This is a genomic window from Streptomyces sp. 130, from assembly GCF_007096885.1.
Classification (GTDB): Bacteria; Actinomycetota; Actinomycetes; order Streptomycetales; family Streptomycetaceae; genus Streptomyces.
In genome coordinates, this window is sequence record NZ_VJNO01000040.1 from 1 (window position 1) to 14,001 (window position 14,001).

The 14,001-nt window shown below is 71.9% G+C and carries 15 protein-coding genes; 1 reads left to right on the forward strand and 14 read right to left on the reverse strand.

Going from position 1 to position 14,001, the window contains the following annotated elements:
* From lepB (FKN01_RS26620) to FKN01_RS26665, 10 genes are all read right to left on the reverse strand, one after another.
* On the reverse strand, positions 1–361 hold a 361-nt coding region (gene lepB / locus FKN01_RS26620; protein ID WP_143624937.1), incomplete at its 3' end, for a signal peptidase I.
* The gene (gene lepB, locus FKN01_RS26625; RefSeq protein ID WP_143625023.1) at positions 358–1,284 is read right to left on the reverse strand and encodes a signal peptidase I; all 927 of its coding nucleotides are present in this window, start codon (positions 1,282–1,284) and stop codon (positions 358–360) included. The genes lepB (FKN01_RS26620) and lepB (FKN01_RS26625), both read right to left, overlap by 4 nt.
* On the reverse strand, positions 1,166–2,227 hold the full coding sequence (lepB, locus tag FKN01_RS26630; protein WP_143624939.1) for a signal peptidase I: 1,062 nt from the start codon (positions 2,225–2,227) through the stop codon (positions 1,166–1,168). Before lepB (FKN01_RS26630) ends, lepB (FKN01_RS26625) begins: the two co-directional genes overlap by 119 nt.
* Positions 2,220–3,002 (reverse strand): signal peptidase I, encoded by a 783-nt coding sequence (lepB, locus tag FKN01_RS26635; protein WP_143624941.1) that lies wholly within the window; start codon positions 3,000–3,002, stop codon positions 2,220–2,222. Before lepB (FKN01_RS26635) ends, lepB (FKN01_RS26630) begins: the two co-directional genes overlap by 8 nt.
* 45 nt (positions 3,003–3,047) lie before the next feature.
* Entirely contained in the window at positions 3,048–3,398 is a 351-nt protein-coding gene (gene rplS, locus FKN01_RS26640; protein WP_073963715.1) for a 50S ribosomal protein L19, read from the reverse strand.
* 128 nt (positions 3,399–3,526) lie between these two features.
* On the reverse strand, positions 3,527–4,348 hold the full coding sequence (gene trmD / locus FKN01_RS26645) for a tRNA (guanosine(37)-N1)-methyltransferase TrmD (RefSeq protein WP_143624943.1): 822 nt from the start codon (positions 4,346–4,348) through the stop codon (positions 3,527–3,529).
* Positions 4,348–4,935: a ribosome maturation factor RimM gene (gene rimM / locus FKN01_RS26650; RefSeq protein ID WP_143624944.1), complete on the reverse strand. Its 588-nt coding sequence runs from the start codon at positions 4,933–4,935 to the stop codon at positions 4,348–4,350. Before rimM ends, trmD begins: the two co-directional genes overlap by 1 nt.
* 79 nt (positions 4,936–5,014) lie before the next feature.
* The gene (locus FKN01_RS26655) at positions 5,015–5,254 is read right to left on the reverse strand and encodes an RNA-binding protein (RefSeq protein ID WP_005311361.1); all 240 of its coding nucleotides are present in this window, start codon (positions 5,252–5,254) and stop codon (positions 5,015–5,017) included.
* Between the two features lie 2 nt (positions 5,255–5,256).
* Positions 5,257–5,691: a 30S ribosomal protein S16 gene (gene rpsP, locus FKN01_RS26660; RefSeq protein ID WP_143624947.1), complete on the reverse strand. Its 435-nt coding sequence runs from the start codon at positions 5,689–5,691 to the stop codon at positions 5,257–5,259.
* Positions 5,692–5,848: 157 nt separating this feature from the next.
* Positions 5,849–6,442: a hypothetical protein gene (locus FKN01_RS26665; RefSeq protein ID WP_018521397.1), complete on the reverse strand. Its 594-nt coding sequence runs from the start codon at positions 6,440–6,442 to the stop codon at positions 5,849–5,851.
* 515 nt (positions 6,443–6,957) lie between these two features.
* Here FKN01_RS26665 and FKN01_RS26670 point away from each other — a divergent pair.
* On the forward strand, positions 6,958–7,803 hold the full coding sequence (locus tag FKN01_RS26670; RefSeq protein WP_143624948.1) for a class I SAM-dependent methyltransferase: 846 nt from the start codon (positions 6,958–6,960) through the stop codon (positions 7,801–7,803).
* A gap of 69 nt (positions 7,804–7,872) precedes the next feature.
* Here the strand turns inward: FKN01_RS26670 and ffh are convergent, their stop codons facing one another.
* From ffh to FKN01_RS26690, 4 genes are all read right to left on the reverse strand, one after another.
* Positions 7,873–9,423: a signal recognition particle protein gene (gene ffh / locus FKN01_RS26675; RefSeq protein WP_143624950.1), complete on the reverse strand. Its 1,551-nt coding sequence runs from the start codon at positions 9,421–9,423 to the stop codon at positions 7,873–7,875.
* Positions 9,424–9,521: 98 nt separating this feature from the next.
* Positions 9,522–11,975 carry a [protein-PII] uridylyltransferase gene (locus FKN01_RS26680; protein WP_143624952.1) on the reverse strand — a complete coding sequence of 818 codons (2,454 nt, stop codon included), beginning with the start codon at positions 11,973–11,975 and terminating at the stop codon, positions 9,522–9,524.
* A 51-nt stretch (positions 11,976–12,026) separates the two neighbouring features.
* Positions 12,027–12,365: a P-II family nitrogen regulator gene (locus tag FKN01_RS26685; RefSeq protein ID WP_018102395.1), complete on the reverse strand. Its 339-nt coding sequence runs from the start codon at positions 12,363–12,365 to the stop codon at positions 12,027–12,029.
* Positions 12,362–13,711 carry an ammonium transporter gene (locus tag FKN01_RS26690; protein WP_143624954.1) on the reverse strand — a complete coding sequence of 450 codons (1,350 nt, stop codon included), beginning with the start codon at positions 13,709–13,711 and terminating at the stop codon, positions 12,362–12,364. The genes FKN01_RS26685 and FKN01_RS26690 overlap by 4 nt, the downstream gene beginning before the upstream one ends.
* Positions 13,712–14,001: the final 290 nt, after the last annotated feature.

A 14,001-nucleotide genomic window follows, 5' to 3' on the forward strand; every position in this document is an offset into this window, starting at 1 on the left:
CCGGGTCGTGGAAGACGACGACCTCGCCGCGCTCCGGCTCCGAACCGAACCACGGCGTCAGCTTGTCCACCAGGACCCGGTCGCCCCGCTGCAACGTGTTCTGCATCGAATCCGAGGGGATCGAGAACGCCTGCACCAGGAACGTCTTGATGAACAGGGCCAGGACCAGCGCGATGCCGATGAGGAGCGGCAGTTCCTTCCAGAACGGCCGGTTGTTCTTCTTCTTGTCCGCGGCGGCGTCGGTGCTGTCGGTGCCACCGGTGCTGTCGTCGGGGGCGGAAGCCGGGGCCGGGACGGCGGCAGGCTCCGCTTCACGCGTGGACTGTTCCCGCTCGGACCGTCCGTCTGCCAGATCGCTCACGCGTCGTTCCTCACTGTGCCGGCGGTCGTGGCCCGGCGCCGCCTGCGCCAGAGCACCAGGGGCACCGCGCCCGCGAGGCCGATCACCCCGGGGGCCGCCGCGGCGGCGGCGTTGATGCCGGGCTGGTCGAAGGTCTTCGGGACCGGGAGGGTCGCCCAGCGGCTGACCGGCCAGGCGATCACGATGGCCCGGCCGACCACCTCGTCGTTGGAGACGGTGCCGCCGCCCGGCAGGTTCTGGTGGTAACGGGAGTCCAGGGAGTTCTGCCGGTGGTCGCCCATGACCCAGATCCGGCCCTTGGGCACCTTGATCGGCCCGAACGGCTCGTCGTCGCAGGCGCTGTTGCCCTCGAAGATGAAGGACTTGTCGTCCAGCGCCTTGCCGTTGACCTGGACCGGGCCGCCCTTCTTGCACTCCACGGTGTCACCGCCGATCGCGATGACCCGCTTGATCAGGTCCTTCTCCTCGGCCGAGGGCATGAGGCCGATGAAGCTGAGGAACTTCTGCACCGCGTTCGGCTCGGGGGCCTGGCTGTCCTCCAGCCAGCCGCCCGGGTCGTGGAAGACGACGACCTCGCCGCGCTCCGGCTCCGAACCGAACCACGGCGTCAGCTTGTCCACCAGGACCCGGTCACCCCGCTGCAACGTGTTCTGCATCGAATCCGAGGGAATCGAGAACGCCTGCACCAGAAACGTCTTGATCAGCAGCGCCAGCACCAGGGCGACACCGATGAGGAGCGGCAGCTCCTTCCAGAACGGGCGGGGATTCTTCTTCCGGGCCGTGCCGCCCCCGGACGCGCCGCCGTCACTGTCCGTCCCGCTCACCGTCGTCCCGTCCTCCGCCGCACCGGCGGACTCGGAATGTGCCGAACGGCCCGGCCGGTCCTCGGGTTCGTCGTGTCCGGATCGTGCGCCGACCGCCAAATCCCCCACATCCACTCCTTATTCCGTGCCACCGCCCGCGTCCTAGCCGACGCAGGCCCACCACTCCCATAACGAGCGGGAGTTCCGCAGGGGTCGGGAGCCGCGTCAATCCGCCTGGATCACTGGACACACTATTCGACGGCCCCGAGGCGGCCCCCGTACCGGCGCGCGCGTCCGGGACCGAGGCGAAGGCCGAGCGCTTTTCGAGGCCGGCCCAGTGTCCGAAGGGCCAGACGATCCATTTGGCCCGTCCCACGACCGCGTCCTCGGAGATCGTGCCGTGCGCCGTCTTGTCCATGTGGAAGCGCGAATCGGCGGAATTGGAGCGGTGGTCCCCCATGACGAAGAGGCGGCCCTCCGGAACCTTTACCTCGAATTTGACGGTGGAGGGTGCGTCCCCGGGATAGATGTACGGTTCCTCGACCGCCACGCCGTTGACGAGGAGCCTCCCGTCCGTCCCGCAGCACTTCACGGTGTCGCCGCCGACGGCCACGACCCGCTTGATCAGGTCCTGCTCGTCGTCCGACGGCAGCAGCCCGACGAAGGTGAGCACCTGCTTCACCTGCTTGACGACGACGGGTGGCTCTTCGGAGCTCTCCGGGTTCGGCGGCGGCCAGTCCGAGGGGTTGCGGAACACCACGACGTCGCCGCGCCGCGGCTTCGATCCGAACCAGGGCGTCAGCTTGTCCACGAGCACCCGGTCGCCGATCCGGATGGTCTGTTCCATCGACCCGGACGGGATCACGAACGCCTGTACGAGGAAGGTCTTGAGGACGAGGGCGATCAGCAGTGCCACCGTGATCAGCAGCGGGATCTCCCGTACGGCCGATCCGCGCCGCTTGCGCTTGACCTTGCGGGCCAGCTTGCGCCGCTCGGCCCGGGTGGGCAGGGAGCGCGGGCCTTTGTCCGCCGCCGGGACACCGTGGCGCCCGTGGCTACCCATGGGACGGGCCGGGCGCCGGTACGGAGTCGAAGGCGTCGGTCCCCGGCAGCGAGCCCGCCCGGCCGAGCGGCCAGCCGAACCAGTCGACCCGCCCGATCACCCGGTCCACCGGCACCATGCCGCCGCCCGGCTCTCCCAGGTGGTCGCGGGAGTCCCGGGAGCGGGCACGGTGGTCGCCCATCATCCACAGGGTGTCCTCCGGCACCACGATGTCGAAGGGGACCTTCGAGGGCGCGTCCCCGGGGAAGAGGTAGTCCTCGTCCAGCGGCCGGCCGTTCACCTCGATCCGGCCCCGTGCGTCGCAGCAGACCACCCGGTCGCCCCCCACGCCCACCACCCGCTTCACGAAGTCGGTCTCGGCGGGCTCGGCGAGCCCGAGGGACGCGGCGGCCCCGTGCAGCAGCGCGGAGACGGGGTTCCGCTCCGCCCCCTCGCGTACGAACGAGCCGGTGCCGTCGAAGACCACCACGTCACCGCGGCGCGGGACGGCGCCGAAACGGTACGCGAGTTTGTTGACGAGCACCCGGTCGCCCACCCGGAGCGTCCGCTCCATCGAACCGCTGGGGATCAGGAAGGGCTGCACCACGAAGGTGCTGAAGAGGAGCGCGAACACCGCGCAGACGGCGCCGAGCCCGAGCGTGCCCCGCCAGGACAGCCGCCACGACGGCAGCCCGCTGAGCCGGTCCCGGACACGCGAGGAGCGCGACCCCTCCCCCGGCCCCGTATCGGGTGCGGAGGAGGGATCGCGCTCCTGGAGTTCTGCTTGCGTGTCCATCGGGGCCAGAGCTTAACCGGACACCCTGTGGACCAGGCAGTCAGCTCAGCGGTCGCGCTTCTCCTTGATCTTCGCGGCCTTGCCGCGCAGCTCACGGAGGAAGTACAGCTTGGCGCGACGGACGTCACCGCGGGTCACGAGCTCGATCTTCTCGAAGATCGGGCTGTGCACCGGGAAGGTGCGCTCGACGCCGACGCTGAAGGAGACCTTGCGGACCGTGAAGGTCTCGCTGACGCCCGCGCCCTGGCGGCGGATGACGATGCCCTTGAACTGCTGGACACGGGAGCGGTTGCCCTCGATCACGCGGACGTGGACGTTGACCGTGTCACCCGGGCGGAAGGCCGGGATGTCGGTACGCAGCGACGCGGCATTGACGTCGTCGAGCAGGGAAGCCATGTTGTCTGCTTTCTTCGCCGATGCCACAGGTCATCGACGGGAGAGTGATGAATGCTAGGGGCCGATCGCGTCGGACGGGCGTCGTGTCCCCCTGTGGCAGGGGCGCACGCCGGACGGACAGCAGCAGCCTATTCTTCCACGGCCTCGGGCCTGCGCCAAAATCGGCCGCCCGGCTCCGGGGACCAGCCGAGGATGGAGAGCATCTCCCGGTCCTTCTTGTCGAAGGCGGACGCCTCGCACCGCTCGATCAGATCGGGCCGGCTGGCGGCCGTACGCCGCAGCGCCTCGTCCCGCCGCCAGCGGGCGATGCGCCCGTGGTGGCCGCTGAGCAGCACGTCGGGGATGCCCCGGCCGCGCCACTCGGGCGGCTTGGTGTAGACCGGGCCCTCCAGCAGATTGGCCATCGCGCCGGGGGCGAAGGAGTCGTCCTGGTGGGAGGCCGCGTTGCCGAGGACGCCGGGCAGCAGCCGGGCCACCGCCTCGGTGATCACCAGCACCGCGGCTTCCCCGCCCGCCAGCACGTAATCGCCGATGGACACCTCGACCACCCGCATCCGGGTGGCGTACTCCTCGGTGACGCGCCGGTCGATGCCCTCGTAGCGGGCCGGGGTGAAGACCAGCCAGGGGCACTCGGAGAGCTCGACGGCGAGCTCCTGCGTGAACGGCCGGCCGCTCGGTGTGGGCACCACCAGGACCGGGGAGTGCGCGCCGGCCTCGTAGCCGTCGGCCAGGACCTCGTCCAGCGCCTCGCCCCACGGCTCGGTCTTCATGACCATGCCGGGGCCGCCGCCGTACGGGGTGTCGTCCACGGTGTTGTGCCGGTCGTACGTCCAGTCGCGCAGGTCGTGCACCTGGACGTCGAGGCGGCCGGACGCGCGGGCCTTGCCGACCAGGGAGACGTTCAGCGGTTCCAGGTACTCGGGGAAGATCGTGACGACGTCGAGCCGCATCAGGCGTCCTCGGCCTTCGCCCCGGGGGCCTCGGACCCGGACGCCGACTCCTCGCGCGCGGAGGCGACGACCGCCTCGCTCGCGTCGATCAGGCCGGGCGGCGGGGTGATCACCGCGCGCTGCTCCTCCAGGTCGATCTCGGTGACGATCTCCTCCACGAACGGGATCATCACCTCGCTGCCGTCCGGCCGCTCCACGATGAAGAGGTCCTGCGAGGGCAGGTGCGTGATCTCGGTGATCCGCCCGATCGCGGTGCCGTCCGCGAGGACCACGTCGAGGTCCATCAGCTGGTGGTCGTAGAACTCCTCGGGGTCCTCCGGGAGCTCCGCCGGGTCCACGTCGGCGATCAGCAGGGTGTTGCGCAGCGCCTCGGCGGCCGTACGGTCCTTGACGCCCGCGAAGCGCAGCAGCAGCCTGCCGCTGTGCACCCGGCCGGTCTCGATCGTCAGCGGGCCCGCCGTGGCGGGATCGGTGGCCAGGACGGCGCCGGGCGCGAGCCGCAGCTCCGGTTCGTCCGTGCGCACCTCGACGGTGACCTCGCCCTTGACGCCGTGGGCGCGACCGATCCGCGCGACTACCAACTGCACCTGATTTCTCTCCTGTCGTACGACGACGGGCCGGGGCGGGCGCTTGGCCCTCCCCGGCCCGTGCCGGTGTTCAACTCTGTCAGCGAACCTGGTCCACATCGACGAGGTCGACACGGATGCCACGGCCGCCGATGGCGCCCACGACGGTACGCAGCGCGCGTGCGGTGCGGCCGTTGCGGCCGATCACCTTGCCGAGGTCGTCGGGGTGGACCCGGACCTCCAGCACGCGGCCACGGCGCAGGTTGCGCGAGGCGACCTGCACATCGTCGGGGTTGTCGACGATGCCTTTCACGAGGTGCTCGAGAGCCTCCTCGAGCATGCTCAGGCCTCGGTCGACTCGGCGGAGGCGGCAGCAGCCTCGTCCGCCTTCTTGTCGGCCTTCTTCGCCTTCGGCGTGATGGCCTCGCCCTTCGACTCCTCACCGTCGCCGGAGAGGGCGTCGAACAGGGCGCGCTTGTCGGCCTTGGGCTCCGGCTGCAGCAGCGGCGCGGGGGCCGGGAGGCCCTTGTGCGCCTGCCAGTCGCCGGTGAGCTTCAGGATCGCGAGAACCGGCTCGGTCGGCTGGGCGCCGACGGACAGCCAGTACTGCGCACGCTCCGAGTTGACCTCGATGCGCGACGGGTTCTGCACCGGGTGGTACAGACCGATCTCCTCGATGGCCCGGCCGTCACGGCGGGTGCGGGAGTCGGCGACGACGATGCGGTAGTGAGGCGAACGGATCTTGCCCAGACGCTTCAGCTTGATCTTGACTGCCACGGAAGTGGTGTCTCCTGGTCTATGACGTGGTTGGGCACAACGAAAATGCCACGTGGGGTTGCGGTACTCGGGTGCCCGATGGACGCGTCAGCCGGAGGAGAGAGGGGTCCTGTGCGACTGTCGAGTACAGCTAGCCATTGTGCCACACCCCATCGGCTCACCCCACCGCGACCGCGGTCTCCGGGATTCTGAACGGTTTGCCGCAGCCGCCGCAGACGATCGGCGCCTGGGCGAGGACCGAGGGGACCACGCGCACGTTGCGCCCGCAGTCGCAGACGGCCTTGACCCGCACGCCCCCTCCGGAGGAGCCGTGCCGGGCGGCCGGGCCGCGGAAGGAGCGCTTGGTGTCGGCGGCGGTGGCCACGGTGTGCGCCTTGAGGGCGCGCTGCAGCCGTTCCGTCGTCGGCCGGTAGCGGCGCTTGGCCTCGGGATTGAGCGTGACCAGCGAGAAGCCGCTGCTGGGATGGGGCTCCTCGGCATGGTCGAGGCCCAGCTCCTCGGCGATCGCCAGGAATCGTCGGTTGTGATAGCGGCCGGCGCGCGAGGTGTCGCGGACACCTCGGGCGGCGGCGATGCCGTGGACTGCCTCGTGGAGCAGTCGCTCGAAGGAGAGCTCGGCGCCACAGGCGGACGAGGACTCTCCGATCAGGGACTCGGGTGCGGCGAGATCGGGCAGCTCGGGGTGGTACCGCTGAATGTCGGCCCACGCCTGCGCCAGCTCTGCGGCAAGTACAGGTGGTGTCGTGCTCACGTCGTGACCAACGAGCGCGGGGCCCTCGGTGTTCCGATTCCGGGCCATCCCAAATAATTTGCACGTACCAGTCGGTTGACCTTCATGCGTCGCGACGAGGGCGGGTGCGCTGATCTGCGGAGAAGCCGCACAGCTCGCACCAAGCCGGTACGTAGCGGCGCGTACGCCTGCGCGCGTAGACGCGGTACGCGCCCCCTGCGGGCGCGGCCGGCAGGGGGCGAGGATACCCGCACCGCCCTGACGTGCTCGACGTGCCCCCACCGGCGTGTCGGGTGAGACTGGACCGGCAGAGGACGGGACGGCCCCCCGGGGCGTCCCCGCCGTCCGGGTGCGCCGGTGCCGTCGTGCGCCGGACGGCAGCGCGGACAACCACGTTCCGCAGACCTCTGGACGCGGCGGCGGATGCGCAGTTCTCTGGCATACGGGGGAAGCGCGCGTCACTGGACGGGACGGCCGTCCACTCGGGCACGACCGATCGGCAGAACCGGCAACCTCGGCGGATTGGGGCGCATTCCATGACACCAACGCTCGTTCGGCACCACCGGCACACGGAGTCGTCCGCCCCCGCGGACGGCGCCTCCCGCGCCCGCGACTGGGCGGAGATCCAGGAACGGATGCTGGCACCGCTGTACGAAGCGGTGTACACACGCCTTGAGGTGGGGCCCGCCACGCGGATGCTCTCGCTCGGCTGCGGCTCCGGCCTGGCGCTGCTGATGGCCGTGGGCCGGGGCGCCGGGGTCACCGGCGTGGACACCGACCCCGACCGGCTCGCCCTCGCCCGGACCCGGCTGCTCCCCGCACCGGAGGACCGCGGCGCGCCCGCCGCCGCCCCGCTGCTCACGGACAGCGTCGCCGCCGCGGCGGACGCCGGGCCGCACGACCTGATCACCGCGTTCACCCCGATCGGCTGCGAGGCGGGCGACGGCGAGGATCTGGTGCGGGCGCTGGAGACCGCCGTGCCGTCGGCGGACCGGCGCGCCACGGTCGTCCTGACCGGCTGGGGCCCGCCGGAGCGGTGCGCCACGGAGGCGGTGCTCCGGGTGGCCGGGCGGCTCGCCGACGACGGGCGCGGACCGGGCGGCGGCTGGCGCGGACCGCGCCGCGACGATCTGGAGGACGTGGCCTTCCGGTCCGGGCTGCGGCCGGACGGCTCCGGCCGGGTGGCCTGCCCGTTCGGCTACGCGGACATGGACAGCGCGGTCCGCGGCCTGCTGTCGACCCGGCTGTTCGAGGCGGCGGTCCGGGCGACGGACCGGTGGCAGGTGGAGAAGGAGCTCGCCGAGGCCCTGCACCCGCACCGGCGCCCGGACGGCACGGTGTGGATGTCCAACGTGTTCCGGTACCTGGTCTGCACGACGTGACCGTACGCCGGAGGGGCGCCCACCACACGACACGGGGCGGGCGCCCCTCCGGCACGAGCGACGCGGTCGTCAGCCCATGAACTTCTTGAACTCGTCCGGCAGCTCGAAGTTCTGACCGCTCTGGCCGGCGGGCAGACCGGGAGCGCCGCCGTTCTGCGCGGCCTCGCGGCGGGCCGCCGCGGCCTGCTCCTCGGCCTTGCGCTTCATCGGGTTGCCGCTCTTGCGCTTGCCCTTGGCCTGCTTGACCTGCTTCTTCTGCCGGCCCGGGCCGCCGCCCATGCCCGGCATCCCGGGCATCCCCGGCATGCCGCCGCCCTGCGCCATCTTCGACATCATCTTGCGGGCCTCGAAGAACCGCTCGACCAGCCCCTTGACGGCGGAGACCTCGGAACCGGAACCCTTGGCGATACGGGCCCGGCGCGAGCCGTTGATGATCGTCGGGTCGGCGCGCTCCTTCGGGGTCATCGACTTGATGATCGCGGCCATGCGGTCGATGTCGCGCTCGTCGATGTTGTTGATCTGGTCCTTGATCTGACCCATGCCGGGCAGCATGCCGAGCAGCTTGGAGATGGAGCCCATCTTCCTGACCTGCTCCATCTGGGCCAGGAAGTCGTCGAAGGTGAAGTCCTTGCCCTTGCTGGATGCCAGCTTGGAGGCCATCTTGGCGGCCTCTTCCTGGCTGAAGGTCTTCTCCGCCTGCTCGATCAGGGTGAGCAGGTCACCCATGTCGAGAATCCGGGACGCCATGCGGTCCGGGTGGAACGCGTCGAAGTCGTCCAGCTTCTCGCCGTTCGACGCGAACATGATCTGCTTGCCCGTGACGTGGGCGATCGACAGGGCGGCACCACCGCGGGCGTCGCCGTCGAGCTTGGAGAGCACCACGCCGTCGAAGCCGACGCCGTCGCGGAACGCCTCGGCGGTGTTGACCGCGTCCTGACCGATCATCGCGTCGACCACGAACAGGATCTCGTCCGGGCTGACGGCGTCGCGGATGTCCGCGGCCTGCCGCATCAGCTCCTGGTCGATGCCGAGGCGGCCGGCGGTGTCCACGATCACGATGTCGTGGACCTTGGTCTTCGCGTACTCGATGGAGTCCTTGGCGACCTGGACCGGGTCGCCGACGCCGTTGCCCGGCTCGGGGGCGTACACCGCGACACCGGCGCGGTCGGCGACGACGCTCAGCTGGTTCACGGCGTTGGGGCGCTGGAGGTCGCAGGCGACGAGCAGCGGGGAGTGGCCCTGGCCCTTGAGCCAGAGGCCGAGCTTTCCGGCGAGGGTCGTCTTACCGGCACCCTGGAGGCCGGCGAGCATGATCACGGTGGGCGGGTTCTTGGCGAACCGCAGCCGCCGGGTCTCGCCGCCGAGGATGGAGATGAGCTCCTCGTTGACGATCTTGACGACCTGCTGGGCGGGGTTGAGGGCCTGGGAGACCTCGGCCCCGCGCGCCCGCTCCTTGACATTGGCGATGAAGGACCGGACGACGGGCAGCGCCACGTCGGCTTCGAGCAGGGCGATACGGATCTCGCGAGCCGTGGCGTCGATGTCCGCCTCGGACAAGCGGCCCTTGCCCCGGAGGTTCTTGAAAGTCGCGGCAAGGCGGTCGGAGAGAGTATCGAACACGGCGCTCGTCGGTCCTCAGGGTCGGGGGCGGGTCGGGTCAGTAGGTTCCCAGGGTATCCGGACGCCGGAGAACGCCAAGACCTCGCCCGGGACCTGCCTCACCCGAGGGCCTTCTCCAGCTCCCGGGCCAGCTCCGCCGCCCGCTGCGCCGACAGCGGCTCCCCTTCCGCGTCCGTGACGTAGACCGTGTCCACCGCGTTCGCCCCCAGCGTCGACACGTGCGCGCTCCGCACCCGTACGGCGCTTTGCTCCAGCGCGTGCCCGATGCGGTGCAGCAGCCCCGGGGCGTCCTGCGCGCGGACCTCGATCACCGTGGCGAGCCGGGAGCCCGCCGGGGCCACCGTCACCCGGGGCGGCGGGGCCTTCACCCCGCGTCGCCGGGGGTAGGCCGCCTCCCGCTCGGCGAGGCGGGCGGGGATGTCCAGGGTGCCGTCCAGGGCGCGTACGAGGTCGGCGCGCAGCCGGTCCGCCGAGGGCAGCGAGCCGTACTCGGCGGCCACCCGCCAGCTGAGCAGCAGCAGGTCCGCGGAGTCGCCGAGCTCCGCGGGCGGCTCCACGGCGCGCAGGTCGGCGGCGCGGACGGTGAGGCGGTGCAGGGCGAGGACCCCGGCGGCGGCGGGCAGCACGCCGGGCCGGTCGCGGAGCGCGATGAGGAGTTCCACGCCGACCGGGGCCGGGCCGTCCTCGTCGTGCGGGGTCTCGGGCCGGGTGTGCAGGGCGAGGACGGGGGCGTCGGTGCGCAACGCCTCGATCGCGAGGCGTTCCTGCTCGGCGCTCGGGGCGGCGGGCTCGGGCTCCTCGGGGGCCTCTCCGGCCAGCACCTGGGCGACGCGTGCGACGAGTTCGGTGACGAGGGAGGCGCGCCAGGCGGACCAGGCGGCGGGCCCGGTGGCCAGGGCGTCGGCCTCGGTGAGGGCGTGCAGCAGCTCCAGGGTGGCCGTGCTGCCGAGGGCGTCGGCGACGGCGCGGACGGTGGCGGGGTCGTCCAGGTCGCGCCGGGTGGCGGTCTCGATGAGCAGGAGGTGATGGCGTACGAGGGCGGCGATGACGCCCACGTCGTGCGGGTCGAAGCCGATGCGGGCGGCCATGTCGCGGGCGATGACCTCACCGGCCACGGAGTGGTCGCCGGGCCAGCCCTTGCCGATGTCGTGCAGCAGGGCGGCGACCAGCAGCAGGTCGGGGCGGCCGACGCGGCGGGTGAGCGAGGCGGCGCGGACGGCCGTCTCGACCAGGTGGCGGTCGACGGTCCAGGTGTGGACCGGGTTGCGCTGGGGGCGGCAGTGGACGCGTTCCCAGTCGGGCAGCAGGCGGGTGATCAGCCCTTCGGCCTCCAGGGCCTCCCAGACGGGGATCGTGGCCTCGCCGGCGCCGAGCAGGGTGACCAGCTCCTCGCGGGCCTCGGCCGGCCAGGGCACCGGGAGCGGCTGGGCGGTGGTGGCGAGGTGGCGTACGACGTGGCGGGAGAGGGGCAGTCCGGACTGGGCGGCCGCGGCGGCGGCGCGCAGGACGAGCACCGGGTCGCGTTCCGGCCGGGCGGTGCGGGCGAGCACGGCCTCGCCGTCGGCCTCCACGACGCCGTCGGCGAGCGGGGTCCGGTCGGGGGCGGGGGTCCGGCCGCCACCGAGCAGGGCGCGCAGCCGGGGCCGGGCGGAGCGGGCGCGCAGGACCCGGTCGACCTCGCGCCAGGTGACGTCGGCGGCGTACGAGACGGTGCGGGCGGCCTCGTAGACCTGGCGGAGCAGGGCGTCGGCGTCGAGGAGGCCGAGGGCCTGGGCGACCTGGTCCTGTTCCTGGAGGGCGAGGCGGTCGGTGGCGCGGCCGGTGGTGAGGTGGAGGGCGTCGCGGGCGTCGAGGAGGACGCGGCGGGCGTCGGCGAGTCCTTCGCGGGGGGCGTCGGCGACCCAGGAGGCGGCGACGGCGCGCAGGGCGGTGACGTCGCGCAGGCCGCCGCGGGCCTCCTTGAGGTCGGGTTCCAGGAGGAACCGCAGCTCACCGTGGCGTGCGGCGCGTTCGCGGCAGAGCTCCCGGAGGCCGGGCAGGCGCTTGGGGGCCTGGTTGCGCCAGTCGGCGAGGATCGCGGTGCGCAGGGAGGCGACGAGGCCGAGGTCGCCGGCGACGGGGCGGGCGTCCAGCAGGCCGAGCTGGACCTTGAGGTCGTCGGCGGCGGCCTTCCGGGCCTCGGCGGGGGTGCGTACGGAGTGGTCGAGGGCGAGGCCCAGGTCCCAGACGGGGTACCAGATCCGGTCGGCCAGGGCGGCGACGGCCGTGGCGTCGGCGGTGCCGTCGTGCAGCAGGAGGAGGTCGAGGTCGCTGCGCGGGGAGAGTTCGCCGCGGCCGTAGCCGCCGACGGCGACGAGGGCGGCGCCCCGGACCCCGGCGTGCCGGGCGGCGCCGGTGAAGAGGGCGGTGAGCCAGTCGTCGGTGAGGGCGGCGAGGGCCGCACGGCGCGGCGGCCCGGGCCGTTCCTTCTCCTGGAGAAGGAGCAGCCGGGCCGCCGCGTAGCCGCTGGGGCGCGAGTCCTCGGATTCGGTGGTCGCTTCGGTGCTCGTCACCAAGCTGCCCTTTCCGTGTGCGGAGCCGTGCGAAACAGCCGGCGGGGCCGGTCAGAGGGCGTCCGGGCCGCGTTCGCCCGTACGGACCCTGACGGCCGTCTCGACGGGGACGGTCCAGACCTTGCCGTCGCCGATCTTGCCGGTGCGGGCGGCCTTGACGACGACGTCGAGGAGCTGTTCGGCGTCCTCGTCCTCGACCAGGACCTCGATGCGGATCTTGGGAACGAGGTCGACGGTGTACTCGGCGCCCCGGTAGACCTCGGTGTGGCCGCGCTGGCGTCCGTAGCCGCTGGCCTCGGTGACGGTGAGGCCCTGGACGCCGAACGCCTGGAGGGCTTCCTTGATCTCGTCGAGGCGGTGGGGCTTCACGACCGCGGTGATGAGCTTCATGCGTCCACCTTCTTGTTCGTCGGGGCGGCCGGGCCGGGGGCGGGGGCCGCGGTGCGGGAGGCCGTGCCGCCGCCGGCGCCGCTGAAGTCGTACGCGGTCTCGGCGTGTTCGACCTGGTCGATGCCGGAGACCTCGGCGTCCTCGTCCACGCGCATCCCGAGGATCTTGTCGACCAGGAAGGCGAGCAGCGCGGAGACGACGAGAGAGTACGCGAGGACCGCGAAGACGCCGGCGGCCTGCTTGCCGAGCTGGTCGAGCCCGCCGCCGTAGAAGAGGCCCTTGGCGTCGGACTGGACGCCGCCGGTGGCGAAGAGGCCGACGAGCAGGGAGCCGACGATGCCGCCGACGAGGTGGACGCCGACGACGTCGAGGGAGTCGTCGTAGCCGAAGGTGTACTTGAGGCCGACGGCCATGGCGCACAGCACACCGGCGATCGCGCCGACCGCGATGGCGCCGAGCGGGCTGACCGCGCCGCCGGCCGGGGTGATGGCGACGAGTCCGGCGACCGCGCCGGAGGCGGCGCCCAGGGTGGTGAAGGCGCCGTGGCGGATCTTCTCGTACGCGAGCCAGGCGAGCATCGCCGCACCGGTGGCGACCTGCGTGTTGACGAACATGACCGCGCCCACGCCGTCGTCGTTGCCGAGCCAGGAGCCGGCGTTGAAGCCGAACCAGCCGAACCAGAGGAGACCGGCGCCGAGCATGACCAGCGGCAGGCTGTGCGGACGCATCGGGTCCTTCTTGAAGCCGACGCGCTTGCCGATCACCAGGATCACGCCGAGGGCGGCGGCGCCCGCGTTGATGTGGACGGCGGTGCCGCCGGCGAAGTCGATGACGCCGAGCTCGAACAGCCAGCCGCCCGCGCCCCACACCCAGTGCGCGACCGGGAAGTAGACGACGGTGACCCACAGCGTGATGAACAGGGCCCAGGAGGTGAACTTGACCCGGTCGGCGAGGGCACCGCTTATCAGGGCCGGCGTGAGGACGGCGAACATCAGCTGGAACACGGCGAAGACGTAGACCGGGATGGTGTAGCCGTCCCAGAGCTCCGTGACGCCGATCCCGCTGAGGCCGACGAAGTCCTGGCTCCAGCCGATGACCGATCCGGCGTCGGTCCCGAAGGCGAGGCTGAAGCCGTACAGCACCCACAGGACCGTGACGATCCCGAGGCTGATGAAGCTCATCATCAGCATGTTGAGGGTGCTCTTGACGCGGACCATGCCTCCGTAGAAGAAGGCGAGGGCCGGGGTCATGAGCATCACCAGGGCCGAGCAGATGAGCATGAAGCCGGTGTTGGCGGCAGACAGCGTCGGGGTGTCTGCGGCAAGCGTCGTGATGCCTGGGGGCATCGGCGTCTCCTCGTCGTCGGTGCGGCCGCGTGCGGGCGGTGGGGGCACAACCACTGCGGGACCACTGGGGAACGTGCGGGCCTGTTATGGGCCATGAGGTTCGCCCAGCGCCGTTTCGGCCGGTGCGCCGCGATGTTTCGCGGCAGTGACGAAGGGAAGCGACGTGTTACGTCCCCATGAACCGCGCAGGCCGTACCCGCGCTCGCGCCCACTGTGCGGCCTGGGCCGCATACGGTGCGGTTACGACGCTCCGGCAGGGGAACGACCACACGAACCGGCCACGGCGATCA